The following is an 18,655-nucleotide window of genomic DNA, read 5'->3' on the forward strand; positions in this document are numbered from 1 at the left end:
AAAAAGCTCCGCAAAAAACGTTTCTAATGTGAAAAAGTGGAAATTATTTCGGCGGAGCCTGGAAAGGCTTGCTTAAGACCTGTTTGTCAAACTTTTTAAAAGTTTGGCCCCGGCAGGGCCGCCGGAGGCAACAATCTAAATGCGGCGGACACGGGGGCCGGTCTCCTGTGCCCGGGGGTGGATTTTTCTGGGATTGAACCGCGTCACCGCACGTTTCAGATCCCCCAATTTTGTGTTGTTTCCGGCATCCCGTCCGTAGGTGAGCGCCACATAAAGGCGGATGATGCTCCGTGCCTCGGGGTAGAGGTGGGGGTGCTCCCGTTTGATGTGATCGAGGAAATCCAGTGGTCCGGTGGCCCCATGGCGCGTGATGTTTTCTTTTCTCAGCTTTTTTTGAAACAGCTCCCAGCTTGCCCGGGCCGGAGACGTTCGGTTTCGGCTCCGGAGCTCCAGGATGAGCCAGGCCAGGGCAAAGATGGCCCCGCAAAAAGAGATGCCCCAGGCCGCGGCGGTGAGCCAGCCTTTCCAGTTGCCGGACGAGGCGCCCAGCTTTTTAAGGAAGGCATCCTGCAAGGTCCCGGAGTAGCCGATGACCCGGGTGTCCCAGTGGTAGTTGACGGCATCCCATCCCAGCTGGATCCGTTTGAGCCCCCGGGCAAGAAACGAGGCCCCGTCGCCTATGAAAAAAGAGGGCCGATCGGCCTCGGGCAGCCCGAAGCCCGCCCCCCGCTCCACCCGATCCGGGGCCACCACCGAGGTGGGATCCACCCGCACCCAGCCTTCGCCTTTGAGCCAGACCTCGGTCCATGCGTGGGCATCGGCCTGCCGGACGATGAGGTAATGGCCCATGGGGTTGACGGTTCCGCCGAGGTATCCCCCCACAATACGCGCCGGAATTCCAGCCGCCCTCATGAGGTAGACAAAGGCCGAGGCGTAGTGCTCGCAAAAGCCCTTCCGGGATTCAAAGAGGAACCGGTCCACCCTTTCCCCTGACAGGGGCGGGGGATTCAGGGTGTAGACGAATCCGTTGGACCCGAGATAGGCCAGGGCGTTGTCCACCACCTGGCGGGCTTCGGTGGCCTGGGCCCGCCAGCGACGGGCCAGGCGACGGCTCTGGGGGTTTCCTCCGGCCGGCAGGCGGGTAAAGACGGCTTCCCAGGGGTTGAAGGGGCCTGTGGCATAGGCCGTGGCGGATTGAAATCGGTAAGGGGCCTCCTTTAAGCCGCCCTTGGGCTTTTCAAGGGTGTAGTCAGCCCTAAGCCTCGTGCCTTTTGGGATGCGCGTGGGAAGGTCCAGGGGAAACAGCCGGTCCGAGTTTTTGGTCTCCACCATGATGTCGTAGGAGACGTGGGATGCGGCCGACGTCACCAAAGCGCCGGATGGGGGGCGGGTGGTGGAGCGCCAGGTGATGCCGTCGAAGGTCTGGAAGACGATGCCCCGGAAGTAGCGCTGATCCGGAGAGGGAATGGCGTCTCCAAAGGTCACCCGGAAGACCGGGGCCTCGCTTTTGACCATCCGGGAGACGCTGCCCGGGGACAACGTGTTTGAAAAACCCGAGGTGGCGCTCCGCTTGGAACTGATTCCGAAGAGGCTGCCGTCGATGCGGGGGAAGAAGAAGAAGAGGACCAGGGTGAGGGGAATGGCCTTGCCGGTGATGGCCCCCGATACCTTGAAGGCCTCCTTGAGGGGCACGCCGGGGCAGTTGATGCGCAGCAGGATGGCGGTGATGTGGATCATGGCCGCCACCATATAGACCGTCATGACAAGGGAGGCGGAGAAAAAGAGGCTGGAGACCACCATGAAGTAAGCGATGAAAATGGCGATGAACAGGTCCCGTTCCCGCCGGACCTCCAGGGTTTTCAGCCCCGCCATCACGCAGAGGAGACCGGCCCCGAAGCTGTTGTCGATGACCCCGTTGCTGGAGACAAACACACAGGCGAACCCTAGGAAGGTAAGGCACATGCGGGACAGGGGCCGTGGCAGGGGCCACCCCCTGGGTTCCGAAAGGGCGGCATACCCCCAGAATACGAAACACCAGGCCGGGATCCAGGGGCTGAGATGGGGCATGTGGGGAATCAGCCCGGCCGCAAGGGCCGCCACCAGCAGGGGAAGGGTTCCTTTCACCGCCTCCTCCCGGGGATGGCGGCCTTTTTTTGTCGAATGGGTCAACACGGTGTGTGCATCAAGCCTTTTTTGAGGTTCAATATGAATGAAAAAACAGCATCCGGCGGCCCTGTCGGGGGCTAAACTATTAAAAAGTTTAACAAAGAGGTCATAAAAAAAGCATTTTTATGGATGTCACTTTAAAGGCGGATGTGATTTTCCCTGAGGAACGAAGGAAAAAGCGCATTCGCAAGCTGCTTTCGAGGTGGCACACCTCGCCGCCGGAGGCATCGCTTTTGTTTTTTTGCGCTATGGAATCACGGCCAGGGATGAGAGGCAGTGGTCGCGGTGGGCGATGCTGCCCGGGGCTCCCGGTTTGATGGTGATGCCGGGGGCCATGAGCCCGTAGGCAACCCCTTGCCTGTGGGCTTCCAGGACCAGGTGGCAGAGGTGGCTGATACGTGTCTCCCGCTGGGTGGTCCGGATAAGGTCCCACGAGATGTAGACGGCGTTGCTGCGCTCCGACTCAAAGGTTTTGGTCCAGACTCCCTGGCCCCGGGCCAGGGTCTTCCAGGCGATGCGGTTCAATGGGTCCCCAGCCCGGTAGCTCCGTAACTCCTTGAAGTCCTCGGCCCCTGATTGGGGGGAGGCGCCGATGCCCTCTCCTTCGGCGGGGCCCGGGCTGCTCACAAAGGGGTGGGAAAGGGGCTTGGGAAAGACAAGGTACTCGGTGTCCAGCCGGAGGGTGACCCAGGTGCGAAAGAGCCCGAAGGGGTAGGTGGAGCTGACAACAAGGGGGCCGGGCTTGAACCGTCCCCGCCACGGGGCATCAAGGGGCAGGCGGAAAGTGACGGTCTCGCCTGTCGCGATGTCGAGGGTTTGTCTTCCCTGGCCTTTAAAACCTGCCGAGATGTTGTACCGGGGGGCGGTGTCCGATTTGACGGCCAGCTCGAACCAGAGTCGCTCTCCTGCAAAAACGGCGGTGTGTTTTTCCGATACCAGGGTGAGTTCCTTGATGTTTTTCTGGGTGTAGAGGGTGGACATCATGGCCATGGCGACCAGGAGAAAGGCAAAGAGAAATCCGGGGTTGTTGGAGTAATTCATGGAACCGGCGATCATGGAAACCACCGCGCAGGCAAAAAGAACCCCCCGGCCCGTGGGAAGGATATAGATGCGCATCCCTTTGATCCCAAGGGGCAGCGGGCGCCGGTGGCCACGGGAGGTGACGCGGCGCACGGCATTTCCAAGGGCGCCTTTCACGGGACAGGTACCTCCATGAGAAGGTCCCGAAGCTGCTGGAACGAGTACTCGGCACGGGTGTCCCGGGATTGAAGCCGGTGGCCGGCGATGTAGGGAAAGACGGCCTGGAGGTCTTCGGGGATGACGTGGTCCCGCCCGTGGATGCAGGCCCAGGAGCGCGTGGCATGGAGGAAGGCCAGCCCGGCCCGGGGGGAGAGCCCGTGGGTGAAGTGGGGGGCGTTGCGCGTGAAATCGAGGAGGTCCTGAACGTAGTCCAGGAAGGCGCCGGAGACGTGGATGGCTGCGATGTTGCGTCGGATGTCCATGACGCGGTGGGTGTCCAGTACCGGTTGGATGGACTCGATGGTGTGTTTTCGATTGCCCTTTTCAAGAAGCTCCCGCTCGGCTTTCCGGTCCGGGTACCCCACGCTGATCCTCATAAGGAACCGGTCCAGCTGGGACTCCGGCAGGGGAAAGGTGCCGGACTGCTCCAGGGGGTTCTGGGTGGCGATGACAAAAAAAGGTTTGGCCAGGGGGTAGCTTTTCCCTTCAACGGTCACCTGCCACTCTTCCATGGCTTCCAGCAGGGCGCTCTGGCTCTTGGGGGTGGCGCGGTTGATCTCATCGGCCAGGAGCACCTGGGTAAAGACCGGGCCTTTGTGAAAGACAAAGCTGCCGCTTGTCTGGTCGAAGATGGAGACCCCCAGGAGATCTCCCGGGAGCATGTCGCTGGTGTACTGCATCCGGGTGAACCCCAGGCCCAGACAGCGGGAGAGGGCCTTGGCAAGGGTGGTCTTGCCGATGCCCGGGCGGTCTTCGATGAGGAGGTGCCCGCCGGCAAAGAGGCAGGTGATGGCCAGTTTGACCTCGTGGGTCTTACCGAAGACAACCTGGCTCATGGCGGTGATGATATCATCAAAGGCTTTTTTCATGACGGCCTCGTGAAAAAGTGGGCCGAGGTTCCCGGGACATGCGGCCCCCTTGCTGTGAAAGGAACCGGGCCCATAGGGATTCGGACGTATGGACTGAGGTACAGGCGCACGTTTCGGCCGCCCTGGTGACGGGTCGCAAGGTGGGAACCTGTGGCGGGCGAGCCATGCGGCTGGTGGCCCTTGTCGGCAAAACGTTAATTTTATGATGATACGTGGTTGACGGCAATGAAGTCAAATGTTTCCCTCCACCCCAAGGGGCGGCGTGGCGCAAGGGCCGGGCCCCGGATTTTGCCTCCAGGGTGAACGCATTTGTTTGTGTGACTGTTCGGTTTATGCCTCCGACGGCCCTTCCGGTGGCCAAACTTTTGCCTGATCATTATGAATGACGGGTTTAAAAACAGGCTATAAAAACAGATTCAGTATAATCTGAATCAATGGCGAATGTGATTTTCCCTGAGGAACGAAGGGGAAAGCGCATTCGCACCCTGCTTTCGAGGTGGCACACCTCGCCGCCGGAGGCATCGTTTTTGGGTGGTTTGCTTTGTAGAGGCCCCTAAGGCCTTTCACTCCGGTTTTGCCCTGCCGTCCGATTGAGCCGTGAATGGTTTCATGGTAGGCTATGGGGTTTGGTCGGGGCAGACGGTTGGCCCCGGCGCCATGAAACCGGGAACGAAAGGGGTGGAGAGCCCATGCAGCGCATGATGATTACGGATTTTGACGGGACCCTGTTCCGGAGTGACCGCACGGTGGCGGAAAAGGATCTCGAGAGCCTTCGGCGGCTGGGTGAGCAGGGCGTCATCCGCGTCATCGCCACGGGGCGCAATCTGTACTCCTTTATGAAAGCAGCCCCTGCCGACCTGCCCGTGGATTACCTCGTCTTTTCCACCGGGGTGGGGATTGCCCGGTATCCGGACCCGGCGGACAACATGATCCGGGAGGCGAGCCTCTCCCATGGGGCCTGCCTTTATATCAAGGGCGTGTTTGACTCCTTCGGTTTCGACTACATGGTCCATGGTGTCGTGCCCGAGGGCCACCGCTTCGTCTACCACCGGCACACCCCGGAAAATCCCGATTTCGATACCCGCCTCTCTTTTTACGACGGCCTCTCCGAGCCCATGAACGGGTCCTTTTCCGGCCCTGCCTCCCAGTTTCTTGCCATCACCCGGGAGGCGCGGGCCAGCGAACTCTTTGCGTCTGTCTCCGAGGCCCTGGCCGACTTTACCGTGATTCGCACCACCTCTCCCTTTGACGGCACCAGCACCTGGCTGGAGGTATTTCCCAAGGGGATCTGCAAGAGCGAAGCGGTCTCCTACCTTGCCGAGCAGTGCGGTGTCTCCTCCTCCCATACCATGGCCGTGGGTAACGACTACAACGATGAAGACCTTCTCCACTGGTCCGGTCAGGGGTTTGTCGTCGGCAACGCCCCGGACGACCTGAAAGCCTCCTTTGCCGCTGTGTCGGACAATGACACCTGCGGGGTCTCGGAAGCCATCGGGCGCTGGGCTGTCACCTCCGCCTGATGCGGCCTGGCCCCGGCAGAGTTCCCGTAGGATTTTGTATTTCATCACTACCCAGCTTTAAAAAGCAGCCTCCGGCGGCAAAGTGTGCCACCTTGGAAGCAGGTTGCGGATGCGCCTTTAAAACGAAATTCATTCAAGTAGACTTTTTGAAACGTTTGGCCTCCCGGCAGAATCGCCGGAGGTGATTTTGAGCTGAACAGTTTCTTGTATCCCCTGATTAATCCCCTGGCCGATACTTCCCCTGGTTTCCGAGGCATAGCAAACACGCGTGGGCATAATTTTTAAACAATTGTTTGAAATGAACAGTTGATTTAAACAATTGTTTGAATTACCGTGGGGTAGAATCCATAAAAGATGGGATATGGCATGTTGCCGAGGGGCACGATGCGGATCCATGGCCGGGAGTGGTGAATACCGGGAGAGGAGATAAGAGATGGCGGTGGAAGAGACCAAGACAAACATCCTGGATGCAGCGGAGTCGTTTTTTGCGGAGATGGGCTTTCATGCCACCTCCCTGAGACAGATTACCGAGCGGGCCGGGGTCAATGTCGCGTCGGTGAATTACCATTTCGGCAGCAAGGAGAACCTCATGGACGCGGTGCTCCGCAGGCGCCTGGAGCCCTTGAACGTCATTCGACTGGCCAGGCTGGAGGCTGTGAAGGCCGAGGCCGCAGAGGCCGGAAAGACGCCGTCTGTCCGGGCGGTGATGGTCGCCCTTATCAACCCCACCTTGCGGGCCGTTGTCCAGCCGGAGTTCGGAGGGTTCTCCATGATCATGAGCCGGATCTTTACCGAGCACAAGGGGGCGATCATGGAGCGGGTCAGGCCGTTGATTGAACCCCTGCTGGACCGCTACCTGGATGTCCTGTACGAAGCCCTTCCGAATCTGCCACGGGAAGAGGTGGCCTTGAGGCTGCGGATGTCTCTGGGGGCCATGCAGCATGCCATCCACGCGGTGCGCGGGTACCAGACGGACTCCGGTCCCATGGCACTGACCACGGCATTGCCTGAAGAGGTGGTGGTGGACTCCCTCATCGATTTTGTTACACGAGGCATGGAGGACTTATGAAACGATGCTGGTTGATTGTTCTGGCTTTAGGGCTGGCGGCCTTTTCCGCCTGCTCCGTCCATGAGCGGACGGCAACCGGTGCCCTTGTGGAGAAGGCCTCTGATTTGCGGGACACCCGGGATGAGACCCTGCGCCCGGAGGTGGACTGGTGGCTCTCCTTTGAGGACGAGACCCTCAACGGGCTTGTGGCCCGGGCCCTGGGGGAAAACCCAACCCTGGAGGAGGCGGCGGCCAACGTGAGAAAGGCCGAGGCCTTTCTGGCGGGCCAGAAGGCGGCGGATCTTCCCGGCATCAACCTCTCCGGCTCCGCGGGCCGTGCCCGCACCGAAGGGTTCATGGGCGGGATCTCCAATTCCTGGAGCCTGTCGGCGGTGGCCTCCTACGAGCTGGACCTCTGGGGCGGCAGGCAGGCCCTGGAAGCACAGCGGGCTCTGGACCGGGAGGCATCCCTTGCCTCCCTTTCCGCCACCCTTGTGTCGGTGTCGGCCCAGGTGGCGGACACCTGGTACCTTCGCCTTGAGCGTCAGGTCCAGCTGGATCTTTCTGAAGAGCGGGTGGACATGCGCCGGGAACTTCTGGAGATGATTGAGTGGCGCTACGGCCAGGGCACGGCCACGGCCCGGGATGTCTATGACACCCGGACCGAGCTTGCCGTGGATGAGGTGACCCTTGCCAGGTACCGCACCGACGTGGCTGTTGCCGACCATGCCCTTTCCGCTTTGCTCAACCGCAAGCCCGGAGATTTCGAGGACACGGTGCCCGGAATATCGGGAAAACCCCTTCCCACGATGCCCCCCCTGGCCGATGAGCCTCTTTCTTCGCGGCTGATCCTCGGGCGGCCCGACATGGTTCGAGCCATGCTGGATGTGAAGAAAGCCGATGAGGCCGTGGCCGTTTCCCTGGCGGATCGTTTTCCCTCCTTCAGCCTCACCGCGGGCTACGGCAGGGCCGGTGACGGATGGGAGGCCGGGTCCACGAGCGGGGCCGTGTGGAACATCGGCGGGGACCTCCTGGCTCCCCTTATCGATTGGGGACGGCGTAAAGCCCTGGTGGAAGCAGACAGGGCCGCCTTTGACGAATCCCTGGCACGATACCGCAGCACGGCCCTTGTGGCCTTTACCGAGGCGGCGGACGCCCTCACCCGGTGCCGCAACGGCGAACGGGAGGACGCCCGCCTGCAGGAGTCCCTTGATGCCTCCTCGGCCACCACGGCCTACGTAACCAGCCGATACCTGGAAGGCGCTTCGGATTACCTGACCCTGATGATCGCGCGTATTGCTGAAAATGAAGCCCGGAGCCGCCTTGCAACCAGCAGGCGCCTTCTCCTGTCCAATCGCATCGGCCTGGCCCGTGCCCTTGGAGGGTCTTTCAGCGACACATGGGTCAGGACCTATGTGACGACAGATTGATAAACGGAGTGATGAGTCATGGACGATGAACGGCGGTTGAGCAAGGAGAAGACGATGGAAAAAAAAGGGCGCGCGTGGTTGAAATGGGTACTGCCCCTGGTGATCATCCTGGCGGGGTTTCTGGTGATGCGGGTGATGATCCATCTGAAACGGGCACCGGAAAGGACCTCGGCTGCGGAGCGGGGCCAGCTGGTGGAGACGGTGTCCGTGGCCCGGGCCGAAGGGCGGGTGCGTATCGAGACCCAGGGCACGGTGGTGCCGTTTCAGCAGATGGACGTCGTGCCTCGGGTCTCGGGGTATGTGACGGCGGATCATCTGGAGGTGGGCAAGTCCTTTGCCGCCGGTGAGATCCTTTTTACCATAGATGACGAGGACTATCGCCTGGCCGCAGTCAAGGCCGAATCCCAGGTGGCCCAGGCGGTCCTGGCCCTTGCCGAGGTGCGGTCCAAGGCCAGGTCCGCGAAATTGGAGTGGGAGCGGATGCCGGGGCGTGAGGGCATGAGCCCGTCCCCCCTCCTGCTCTACGAACCGCAGCTGGCATCGGCAAAGGCCCAGCTTGAAGGGGCCAAGGCCGATCTTGCGGCACGGCGCCTGGACATCAAGCGCTGCACGGTGAAGGCCCCCTTTGCCTGCCGGGTTTTGGGAGAAACCGTGGCCCCGGGTCAGTTTGTCTCCCAGGGCATGAAGGTGGCCACCCTTTTGGCCTCCGACCGCATGGACGTGGTGGTTCCGGTGACAGCCGAAGAGCTGGCCTGGGTGGATCCGGAGCAGGACGAGGTGAGGGTGAGCCTGAAATCGGGAGAGAAGACGGTCACCCGAACAGGTCGCCTGGTGAGGCGCCTGGCCGATGTGGACCCCGACGGCCGCATGGCACGGCTTCTGGTGAGGGTTAAGGAGCCCTTTAACGATGAGGTGGCCGCCGTGGTTCCCGAGATGTATGTGGGGGTGGAACTGGTGGGCAGGCCCATCGACTCTGGTTTTTCCGTTCCCCTGGAGGCCCTTGTGGACGGCAAATGGGTGTATGTCCTCACCCCGGACAACACCCTGTCCGTGCGGGAGGTAAGCGTGGTGTGGCGCCGAAAGGCCCGGGCCATTGTCACAGGGCCCCTTGCCGAAGGCGAGCTGGCCATTACCTCCGGGGTGGCCGGAGCCGCCCCGGGCATGAAACTGAGACAGTGGAACGCAGCCCCCTGACCGGGACTTTTAAAGAGCCAGAAGCATGCCTCCGGCGGCGAGGTGAGCCACCTCGAAAGCTGGTTGCAAATGCGATTTTCCCTTCGTTCCTCAGGGAAAATCACATTTGCCTTTGATCTATATTGGCCTGAGTCGTTTTTTAGACCTGTTTGTTAAACTTTTTAAAAGTTTAGCCCCCGGCAGGGCTGCCGGAGGCGATACCGGGGCAAGAATTCAAATTTTTAACGCAGTGTGACCCTTAGGTGCCGAGATGAAAAAATGGATTGAATGGATGGCGAACAACCACGTGGCGGCCAACCTGTTGATGATGGTCTTTGTGGTGGGCGGGCTGGTCAAGGGCCTGGGCGTGAAACAGGAGGTTTTCCCTGAGATCGCCCTGGACAAGGTCCAGGTGGAGGTGGACTACCCCGGAGCCGGTCCCGAAGAGGTGGAGGAGGGGATTATCCTGAAGATCGAGGAGGCGATCTCCGGCATCGACGGCATCGACGAGCTCTCCTCCCAGGCCTTTGAGGGGCGGGGCAGCGTCATCGCAGAGTTGCGCACCGGGGTGGACCCCAACGTGGTGCTCCAGGATATCAAGAGCGAGGTGGACCGCATCACCACCTTCCCGGAAGACGCCGAGCAGCCCATTGTCAGCAAAATATTAAACCTTCAGGAGACGGTCTCGGTGGTGGTCTATGGCGACCTGCCCGAACGGACCCTGAGGGAGCGCGCCGAGATGGTGAGAAACGAGCTTTTAGACCATCCGAAGATCACCCAGGTCGAGCTCGGCGGGGTGCGCCCTTACGAGGTGACCGTGGAGGTGCCGGAAGCGAACCTGAGGCGTTATGGCCTCACCATGGAGGCCGTGGCCGCAGCCGTGCGCCAGGCCTCCCTGGACCTGCCCGGGGGCACCATCAAGACGCGCAGCGGCGAGATCCTGCTGCGTACCAAGGAGAAACGCTACAAGGCTGCGGAGTACGCCGATATTGTCATCGTCCGCGGGGAAAACGGAGCCACGGTGCGCCTGGGGGACATCGCCGTTTTAACCGACGGGTTCGAAGACACCGGCACCTACGCCCGCTTTGACGGCAAGCCCGCGGCCATGATCAACGTCTTTCGTGTGGGGGACCAGAAGCCCACGGAGATCTCCGATATTGTCCTGGGCTACGTGGATGAGCTCAACAGCCTCTGGCCGGACTCCGTGCGCGCGGCGGTGTGGAACGACACCAGCGAGCTTCTGGAGAGCCGCCTGAACCTGCTTAAAAAAAATGCCCTTTTGGGCCTTTGTCTGGTGATTATCGTGCTGGGGCTTTTCCTGGAGCTGCGTCTGGCCCTCTGGGTGATGCTGGGGATTCCCATCTCCTTTATGGGGGCCCTCATGCTGTTGCCCTCCTTTGACGTGTCGGTGAACATGATTTCCCTGTTTGCCTTTATCCTGGCCCTGGGCATCGTGGTGGACGACGCCATCGTGGTGGGAGAGAACATTTTCGAGCATCGCGAAAAGGGGAAGCCTTTTCTGCAGGCCGCCATCGACGGGGCCACCGAGATGTCGGTTCCCGTCACCTTTTCCATTCTCACCACCGTGGCCGCCTTTCTGCCCATCGCCTTTGTGGCCGGAACCATGGGGAAATTCATGGTGGCCGTGCCCATTGTGGTGATCTCCCTTCTTCTGGTCTCCCTTGTGGAGAGCCTCTTCGTGCTTCCCGCCCACCTGAGCGGGGGATCTTCAAAACCCCTCTCCGGCCCTGTGCTGGGGCGCATCGACGCGGTGCGGATTCACTTCGGAGAGCGGCTGGAGCGCTTTGTGGCAGGCCCTTACAGGCGAACCCTGGACCTGGCCCTTGCGCATCGGTACACCACCTTTGCTGTGGGCATCGCCCTGCTTTTCCTGAGCGTGGGCATCGTCCGGTCCGGCCTGATCAAGTTTACCTTCATGCCGGAGGTGGAGGGAGAGCGCATCACCGCGGCCCTTCAAATGCCCGTGGGCACCACCCTGGAAGCCACGGGCCGAAAGACCGACATGCTCATTGAAACCGCCATGGACGCCGTGGCCGAGATGGACGCCGGGCAATCCGGCGAGCCCACGATTTTTCGCCATGTCTACGCCATCGTCGGGGGCGCCATGGCGGCCACGGGACCTGCGAACAACGGGGAGTCCGGTGCCACGTCCACCAACATCGCCCAGGTGGCCCTGTTCCTGACCCGGGCCGAAGAGCGCACCGTGGCCATCGGCGATGTCAAGGAGCTGTGGCGGCAGAAGGTGGGGGAGATCCCCGGCGCCGATTCCCTGACCTTTACCACCAACCTCGTGCAGATGGGGGCCAACATCGATGTTGAGTTGCGGCACGTGGACTACCGGGTGTTAGAGGCCGCGGCTGAAGAGGTGAAAGCCTACGTGGCCGGTTATCCCGGCGTCACCGATATCGAGGACAATTTTTCCGCGGGCAAGGGGGAGATCAAGTTCACCCTCACCGATGAGGCGAAAACCTTGGGGGTCACCGAGGCGGACTTTGCCCGCCAGGTGCGCGGCGCCTTTTTCGGCAGCGAAGCCCTGCGCCTGCAGATCGGGCGCAACGAGGTGAAGGTGAAGATCCGCTACCCCGAAGGGGACCGGCGGCTTATGCAGACCCTCACCGCCATGCGCATCCGAACCCCTATGGGGGGTGAGATCCCCATCGCCCGGGCCGCCCGGTTTGACCGGGGCCGGGGCTACTCCACCATCACCCGAAACAACCGCAAGCGGGTGGTAAACGTCACCGCCACGGTGAACACCAAGGAGGGCAACGCAGGGGAGATCAACGCCGATATCCGCGAGAAGCTGCTCCCGGGCCTTATGGCGACCTACGACGGCCTCTCCTATGGGTTTGCAGGGGAGGAGAAGGAGAAACGCGAGTCCCTGGGCAGCCTGAAAGAGGGGTACCTCCTTGCCCTGTTTGCCATCTACGCCCTTTTGGCCATCCCCTTTAAGAGTTACGGCCAGCCGGTGATTATCATGTTCGCCATCCCCTTCGGCATCGTGGGGGCCATCTTCGGCCACCTCCTCATGGGGTACAACTTAAGTATGCTCAGCCTCTTCGGCGTCATTGCCCTTTCCGGCGTGGTGGTCAACGACTCCCTGCTCATGATCGACCGCATCAACACCAACCGGGCCAGGGGCATGACCATCCTGGAAGGAACCCGGGAAGCCGGTCAGAGGCGGTTCCGGCCCATTCTTCTGACCTCGCTCACCACCTTTTTCGGTCTGGTGCCCATGATCCTGGAGACCAGCGTCCAGGCCCAGTTTCTCATCCCCATGGCCATCAGCCTGGGCTTCGGGATCCTTTTTGCCACCCTCATCACCCTGCTTCTGATTCCGTCCCTTTACATGATTCTGGAAGATGCCCGAGGCGCGTTGTGGCAGAGGAAAGAAAACCAGTCGTTTCTGTCCCATGACGGGTGATTCCCATGGGAGAGGGCCGGGCTGCATAATGCGGTTGATCACAGGTTGAAAAAAAGATAGCATCGGTGTCGGGTCCGGTGAGGCTGCCTGTGGTGCGGCGGGGGTATTTTTTACCTCCATATTTCATATTGAACACCATGCCTGGGTACAATCTGAAATATACCCATGCCCCTGCCTTTGCGCCGTGGCGTCTTGCCGGACCCACCCATCCCATGTCACCGCCCGCTTTCCGGGCTGATTCCGTTTGTCTCCGAATCGCCTTCGAGACTTACGCCTCAAACAGCCCGTTGCTTTCGTCAAAGACAATCTCTCCGTTAAACACCGTTGCCAGCACCGGGATCTCTCCGATGCGACGGGCCTCCACGGTGAGGATGTCCTCGCCCAGGATGCAGAAATCGGCCAGTTTTCCCACCTCAATGGAGCCTTTCTCCCTTTCCATGTTGTCCTGCCAGGCGCCGTTGATGGTGTAGGCCCGGATTGCCTCCTCCCGGGTGATACGCTCTTCCGGACCGCTAACCCGTCCCGATACCGCGTTTTCCCGAAGCACCGCCGCCTGGACGCCCTGGCGCCAGTTGGGCAGGGTGACCGGGGCATCGCAGCTGAAGGTGAGGACCAGGCCGCTCTCCTGGACCATGCGGGCGGGAAACTCTTTGGCAGCCCTTTCGGCGCCCACCACGGCGGGCTCAAAGTCCGAGATCATGGCACCGATGGCGGGCTGCATGGAGACCCCGCAGGGGTACTTGCTTAAAGCCCGGGTGGTCTCCGGGTCCATGAAGTCCCCGTGGATGAGCTGGTGGCGGACGGGTACGCCGGGGTTGTTGTCACAGGCGTACATAAAGGCCTCGGCAGCGGCATCCACGGCCCGGTCCCCCGTGGCGTGGATCCCTGCCATGAACCCCTTGGCGTGGACGTAGTTCACCATTTCTTTAAGATTTTTTCGCTTTTCCGTCTCTGTGCTGCCCGGAACCACGGAATCCCCGTGCCCTCCGGCTACGTATGGTTCGTTCATCCAGCTGGTTCCGGTGAGGGGGACCCCGTCGGCAAACATCTTGACCCCGGAGAATTTCAGCCGATGCGGGTCGGTGTCGTTGGGAATGGGAAAGGTGTCGAAGTTCTCTTTGATGTCGTCAAGGGTCAGGGCCCCGTAATCGCCCATGAGCAGGAGCACGTTGGTGCGGACGGTGAGTCTTCCTTCCTCCAGCAAGTCTCGATAAATCTTTACAAACTCACCGCTCATGACCCCGAAGAGCATGGTTTCACCCCCCGGTCCGATGGCTGCGTCGGTGAAGCTGGTGATGCCGTTTTTGTTGAGCTCCGCCACGGCGGTGAGAACGGCCTGGCGCTTTTCCTCCCGGGTCAGCAAGGGGATGTGGGCCGAGACCATGGCGATGGCCGCCGGTTCCTTGAAGAGACCTGTGGGCTCTCCGGTAGCAGGGTCCCGCTCCATCTCCCCGGAGGGCGGGGCCGGGGTCTGGGCGTTGATGCCCGCAACCTCAAGGGCCTTGCTGTTGACCAGCAGGGTGTGCCCGGAAAAGTCGTTGAACACAACGGGGTTGTCCGGTGAGACCGCGTCGATGTCTGATTTTCGCGGCATGCGGGACGGGTCGTGTTTGCACTCCTTCAAGGTCCCCACGTCCCAGCCGAACCCGCGGATCCACTCCCCGGGCTGGGTTTTCGCCACTTTGTCTTGAAGTGCGGTGACCATCTCCTCAATGGAGGTCACCGAAGGGGCCGACAGATCCAGGGCCAGGGGCGGTCGTGTGGCCCCGAAATAGGGTCCGTGCATGTGGGTGTCGTTGATCCCCGGCAGCATGGGCTTTCCCTTAAGATCCAGAACGCGTGTGGCCGGCCCGATGTACGGCGCCATGTCGGCATGGGAGCCCACGGCGACGATGCGCCCTTTTTCAACAGCCACGGCTTCCCGGATGCTGTTTTCCTCGTCTACGGTGATGACTTTTCCATGCGTGATAACCAGCTCTGCGGCCATGTGTGTCCTCCCTGTTAGGGGCCGGGACAGGCCGCCGCCGATGTGATCCGCACACTCCGGCGGCAGCCCTCCGGCCGTTGTGATATGGCATCACTGTATCGCCTGGCCCCGGGAAGTAAATATGGAAACAATGGGGAGAAAAGTAGAGAGACGGCTCTATACCGAAGGCGTAGACGGGACCTTTTTTTAAGCGATCTGGTTAAAGGTGCCTCCGGCGGCCCTGCCGGGGGCCAAACTTTTGAAAAGTTTGACAAACAGGTCTGATAAAAATTTTGAATGAGTTTTCATTTAAAGGCGAATGTGATTTTTCCTGAGGAACGAAGGGGAAAGCGCATTCGCAACCTGCTTTCGAGGTGGCACACCTCGCCGCCGGAGGCATTGCTTTTGTTTTTTCCTGAGCCCTTTTGACCCTGTGGTTCATCCGAATTTTAACCATAGAAGGCACCCCTTCCGACGGAAAGGCTTGCCCTTTGGTACCTGTGGGATAAAATACATCGATTGCAGGAAGGGGCAGGGGGCAATGGCGTGAATGAAAGGAGGATTCGTATGGATGCAGAGCACCTGCCGTCGGTGGGGAGAGCACCTGTGTACGCAGAGGCGGCTGCAAGGGATCTATTGGGAGCCGACATGCCGGTGGCCGCCTTGTTTCTTGATGAACGGTTTGTCCTGCACGGCTACAACCGGGGGTATGCGGAGATCCTGACTCGCTACAACCTTCCGGCTCTTGAGATGAAAACGGGCGTCTCCTATTTTGACTGTGTCCCTGAGAGCACCGCATGCCTGAAGCCCATGCTGGCCCGCACCCTGGATTGTTGTCAGCCCACGGCGTTAAGCAATGTGACGTTGGAGACGGACTTCGGGGATAAAAAGGTGACGACCTTTTGGAACTCCTACCACGCCCCGGTTGTGGACGGCTCCGGCAGGGTCAGCGGACTGCTTGCCTTTATCCACGACCTGACTCCCAGGGCGGACGCCGAGGCCCGGGTTCGAGAGCTGGAGGTGGAGGTGGCCGAGTTAAAATCGGCCCTGAGGACGGTGATGGCCCTGAAAACAGAAGACAAGGGGCTTTTGGAAACCCGTCTGGCCGCCAATGTCACGCAGCTGGTTCTGCCGCCCCTGGAAGACCTGAAAGCAACGAGCCTCACCCCGCGTCAGCGGGCGCTCCTTCGTGTGGCCGAGTCCGGCCTCGAAGAGTTCACGTCCTCTTTTTCCGATGCCCTGGCCACGTCGGGCTGGAACCTGACCCCCCGGGAGACCCGCATCGCCCATCTCATCAAATCAGGCAAGGGCACCAAAGAGATCGCCGAGCTGCTCTGCATCTCCACCGGAAGCGTCAACACCCACCGGCATCACCTTCGAAAAAAACTGGGACTGACCCACAGCCAAACTCCTTTGAGAGCATTTCTTCAAACATGTGGCGATAAAACCGGCGCGGGGGAATGACAGGGGCATAACGATCTAAAAAAGACAGCCTTCTGTGGTTAAAGAGCTTTAAAAAACGCCTCCGGCGGCAAGGTGGGGGCACTTTGAAACCCTATGGCGAATGCATGGGGGCCTTTGTTCTGGAGGTACTTTCAGGGCATTCGCGTGGAGGGTGACATCAGGCAACCGTTTCTCCAGGTGTTCTACGCCATACGCGCAGCATGTTCCTGCCCGATCAAGGCATGCTTTTTTAGCGAAAAGAGGCCGGGTTGTTGCAGAACTGATTCAAAATATTGGCGAACCGGCTCACGTCTTTCTGGCTGATGGGAGCCGGGCCCTTGGTGACCTCTCCGCAATCCCGGAAACCCTGCATGAGGTTGCGCATGGCAAGGATGTCTTTGATGTTTTCGGCTGTGAAGCGCTCACCCCGGTGGTTGACGGCATGGGCCCTTTTGGTGATGACCCGGTCGGCAAGGGGGATGTCCGCTGTGATGACCAGATCTCCTTCCTGAACCATCTCAACGATGCGGTGGTCGGCTTCATCGGCTCCGGATCCCACGACGATACTGGTGATATGTTTTGACGGGCCCATGGTGATCCGTTTGTTTGCGATGACGATGGTGGGGATGGCGAGGCGGTCCACGGCGCGGAGCAGGACAGGCTTCAGGAGGTTGGGGAAGGCATCGCCGTCAATGTAAAGGGTCATGGGGGTGTCTCCTGGAAAAGGGCTGGGGGGCTGTTCATGGACGGGGAAGGGCGGGGCGGTCGCCGTGCTGAAAGTCCCATAAGGGATTCAGCACGGCGACATGTGTCTTTAAAGCTGTCTTATGATCAGCTCGCGCGACGCTGGCGGCCACCACCGGAGCGGTTGTTTCCGCCATGGCGGTTACCGCTGTTGCTGCTTCGGTTGCCGTTTCCACCTGTTCTGCGGGCGCCCTGTGAGGGCCTGGCCCCGGAGCGCCCGTTGCGGGGCGAGCGTTTGTTGCTGCGCTTCAGGATCGGCTCGGGCATGATGGACGGATCCGGTTCATAGCCCTCGATGACCTCGGTTGTGATCTTGTGTTTCAGCAGCCTCTGGATGTCCGCGAGCAATTTGTTTTCGTCCACGCAGACCAGGGAGACGGCGTGTCCGTCCTGTCCGGCGCGGCCGGTGCGGCCGATGCGGTGCACGTAGTCTTCCGGGACGTTGGGGAGCTCGTAGTTGACCACGTGGGGCAACTGCTCGATGTCCAGGCCACGGGCGGCGATGTCTGTGGCCACAAGCACCCTGACTTTTCCGCTTTTAAAATCGTTGAGTGCCCGGGTCCTTGCATTCTGGGATTTGTTCCCGTGGATGGCGTCGGAAACCAGTCCGTTGCGCTGGAGCTGCCTGCTGACCCAGTTCGCTCCGTGCTTGGTGCGGGTAAAGACCAGCACCTGGCTCCAGTTGTTGGCGCCGATCATGTGGGAGAGCAGCTCGAGTTTCCGGGTTCTGTCCACCGGGTGGACCACCTGGGTTACGAGCTCAGCCGTGGTGTTCTGGCGGGCTACCTGGATGGTGCTCGGTGAGTTCAGAAGGGCCGAAGAGAGTTTTTTGATCTCCCGGGAAAAGGTGGCCGAGAACAAGAGGGTCTGGCGCTCCGGGGGCAGCTCTTTCATCACCTTGCGGATGTCATGGATAAAGCCCATATCCAGCATGCGGTCCGCCTCGTCCAGGACCAGGGTTTCCACCTTGCTGAGATCGAGGGTGCCTCGCTGCAGGTGATCGAGGAGGCGGCCCGGGGTCGCAACGACGATGTCCACGCCCCTGCGGAGCTTGGAAATCTGGGGGTTGATGCCCACGCCGCCGAAAATGATGGCGGTTTGGTATTTCAGGTATTTGCTGTAGTCGCGAATGCTGTCGCCTACCTGGGCGGCGAGCTCGCGTGTGGGGACCAGGATGAGGGCCCGCACCGCAGGGCGTTTGCCCTTTGTCGGGGTGGCCTGCATGCGCTGGAGCATGGGCAGGGCAAAGCCGGCGGTTTTGCCGGTGCCTGTCTGTGCGCCGGCCAAAACATCGTGGCCTTTGAGAACGAGTGGGATTGCCTGTTCCTGGATCGGGGTTGCCTGCTCGTAGCCCTGATCCGCTATCGCGCGCAACAATTCGGCGGAAAGGCCGAGCTGTGAAAATAACATGGGGAAGAAAACTCCGGGATCACCCTGCCCCTAAGCCATGGATAAATTGGCAGTCATGGGTCGGCCTGGGCCGGGCTTGTGTGTTGGACTCCGTCATCCGCGGAACTGCGTGACGGTAGTGTATGGCGCCGACCGAAGTGCGCCAAGAACAGCGGACTATAACACCTGAAATCGTGTCTGTCCACAGGGCTGTCGGTGTCGGGGG

Annotated in this window: 12 protein-coding genes; 6 read left to right on the top strand and 6 right to left on the bottom strand. The window is 60.7% G+C overall.

From position 1 onward, the window contains the following. Positions 1-135: 135 nt before the first annotated feature. The 3 genes from BLQ12_RS04085 to BLQ12_RS04095 form a co-directional block, all read right to left on the bottom strand. Entirely contained in the window at positions 136-2,124 is a 1,989-nt protein-coding gene (locus BLQ12_RS04085; protein ID WP_139163824.1) for a transglutaminase TgpA family protein, read from the bottom strand. 288 nt (positions 2,125-2,412) lie between these two features. After that, the gene (locus tag BLQ12_RS04090; protein ID WP_092208535.1) at positions 2,413-3,363 is read right to left on the bottom strand and encodes a DUF58 domain-containing protein; all 951 of its coding nucleotides are present in this window, start codon (positions 3,361-3,363) and stop codon (positions 2,413-2,415) included. Beyond that, entirely contained in the window at positions 3,360-4,274 is a 915-nt protein-coding gene (locus BLQ12_RS04095; RefSeq protein WP_092208537.1) for an AAA family ATPase, read from the bottom strand. The genes BLQ12_RS04090 and BLQ12_RS04095 overlap by 4 nt, the downstream gene beginning before the upstream one ends. Before the next feature lie 689 nt (positions 4,275-4,963). Between BLQ12_RS04095 and BLQ12_RS04100 the strand changes: the two genes are divergently transcribed. From BLQ12_RS04100 to BLQ12_RS04120, 5 genes are all read left to right on the top strand, one after another. Then, on the top strand, positions 4,964-5,794 hold the full coding sequence (locus BLQ12_RS04100; RefSeq protein WP_092208539.1) for an HAD family hydrolase: 831 nt from the start codon (positions 4,964-4,966) through the stop codon (positions 5,792-5,794). Between the two features lie 433 nt (positions 5,795-6,227). Continuing rightward, on the top strand, positions 6,228-6,863 hold the full coding sequence (locus BLQ12_RS04105; RefSeq protein WP_092208541.1) for a TetR/AcrR family transcriptional regulator: 636 nt from the start codon (positions 6,228-6,230) through the stop codon (positions 6,861-6,863). Then, a complete protein-coding gene (locus BLQ12_RS04110) occupies positions 6,860-8,272 on the top strand; it encodes an efflux transporter outer membrane subunit (RefSeq protein ID WP_092208543.1) in 1,413 nt (470 codons plus the stop codon). The genes BLQ12_RS04105 and BLQ12_RS04110 overlap by 4 nt, the downstream gene beginning before the upstream one ends. Positions 8,273-8,290: 18 nt before the next feature. After that, a complete protein-coding gene (locus BLQ12_RS04115) occupies positions 8,291-9,466 on the top strand; it encodes an efflux RND transporter periplasmic adaptor subunit (protein WP_092208545.1) in 1,176 nt (391 codons plus the stop codon). 250 nt (positions 9,467-9,716) lie between these two features. Next, on the top strand, positions 9,717-12,887 hold the full coding sequence (locus BLQ12_RS04120; protein ID WP_092208547.1) for an efflux RND transporter permease subunit: 3,171 nt from the start codon (positions 9,717-9,719) through the stop codon (positions 12,885-12,887). 268 nt (positions 12,888-13,155) lie between these two features. On the opposite strand, the gene BLQ12_RS04125 is transcribed toward BLQ12_RS04120, so the two are convergent. Continuing rightward, positions 13,156-14,874 carry an amidohydrolase gene (locus tag BLQ12_RS04125; protein ID WP_092208549.1) on the bottom strand — a complete coding sequence of 573 codons (1,719 nt, stop codon included), beginning with the start codon at positions 14,872-14,874 and terminating at the stop codon, positions 13,156-13,158. A gap of 546 nt (positions 14,875-15,420) precedes the next feature. Between BLQ12_RS04125 and BLQ12_RS04130 the strand changes: the two genes are divergently transcribed. Next, entirely contained in the window at positions 15,421-16,317 is an 897-nt protein-coding gene (locus BLQ12_RS04130) for a LuxR C-terminal-related transcriptional regulator (RefSeq protein WP_092208551.1), read from the top strand. A gap of 229 nt (positions 16,318-16,546) precedes the next feature. On the opposite strand, the gene BLQ12_RS04135 is transcribed toward BLQ12_RS04130, so the two are convergent. Together BLQ12_RS04135 and BLQ12_RS04140 are read right to left on the bottom strand one after the other, a co-directional pair. Then, positions 16,547-17,002 carry a YaiI/YqxD family protein gene (locus BLQ12_RS04135; protein ID WP_092208553.1) on the bottom strand — a complete coding sequence of 152 codons (456 nt, stop codon included), beginning with the start codon at positions 17,000-17,002 and terminating at the stop codon, positions 16,547-16,549. 125 nt (positions 17,003-17,127) lie between these two features. Further along, positions 17,128-18,450 (bottom strand): DEAD/DEAH box helicase, encoded by a 1,323-nt coding sequence (locus tag BLQ12_RS04140; protein ID WP_092208555.1) that lies wholly within the window; start codon positions 18,448-18,450, stop codon positions 17,128-17,130. Positions 18,451-18,655 lie beyond the last annotated feature (205 nt).

This window comes from Desulfoluna spongiiphila (assembly GCF_900101345.1).
Classification (GTDB): domain Bacteria; phylum Desulfobacterota; class Desulfobacteria; order Desulfobacterales; family Desulfolunaceae; genus Desulfoluna; species Desulfoluna spongiiphila.

What these genes read in the sequence shown, in the direction of transcription:
- BLQ12_RS04140 (WP_092208555.1), bottom strand. Translation starts at nt 18,450, where the DNA reads ATGTTATTTTCACAGCTCGGCCTTTCCGCCGAATTGTTGCGCGCGATA.
- BLQ12_RS04130 (WP_092208551.1), top strand. Translation starts at nt 15,421, where the DNA reads ATGGATGCAGAGCACCTGCCGTCGGTGGGGAGAGCACCTGTGTACGCA.
- BLQ12_RS04135 (WP_092208553.1), bottom strand. Translation starts at nt 17,002, where the DNA reads ATGACCCTTTACATTGACGGCGATGCCTTCCCCAACCTCCTGAAGCCT.
- BLQ12_RS04110 (WP_092208543.1), top strand. Translation starts at nt 6,860, where the DNA reads ATGAAACGATGCTGGTTGATTGTTCTGGCTTTAGGGCTGGCGGCCTTT.
- BLQ12_RS04100 (WP_092208539.1), top strand. Translation starts at nt 4,964, where the DNA reads ATGCAGCGCATGATGATTACGGATTTTGACGGGACCCTGTTCCGGAGT.
- BLQ12_RS04095 (WP_092208537.1), bottom strand. Translation starts at nt 4,274, where the DNA reads ATGAAAAAAGCCTTTGATGATATCATCACCGCCATGAGCCAGGTTGTC.
- BLQ12_RS04125 (WP_092208549.1), bottom strand. Translation starts at nt 14,874, where the DNA reads ATGGCCGCAGAGCTGGTTATCACGCATGGAAAAGTCATCACCGTAGAC.
- BLQ12_RS04105 (WP_092208541.1), top strand. Translation starts at nt 6,228, where the DNA reads ATGGCGGTGGAAGAGACCAAGACAAACATCCTGGATGCAGCGGAGTCG.
- BLQ12_RS04115 (WP_092208545.1), top strand. Translation starts at nt 8,291, where the DNA reads ATGGACGATGAACGGCGGTTGAGCAAGGAGAAGACGATGGAAAAAAAA.
- BLQ12_RS04120 (WP_092208547.1), top strand. Translation starts at nt 9,717, where the DNA reads ATGAAAAAATGGATTGAATGGATGGCGAACAACCACGTGGCGGCCAAC.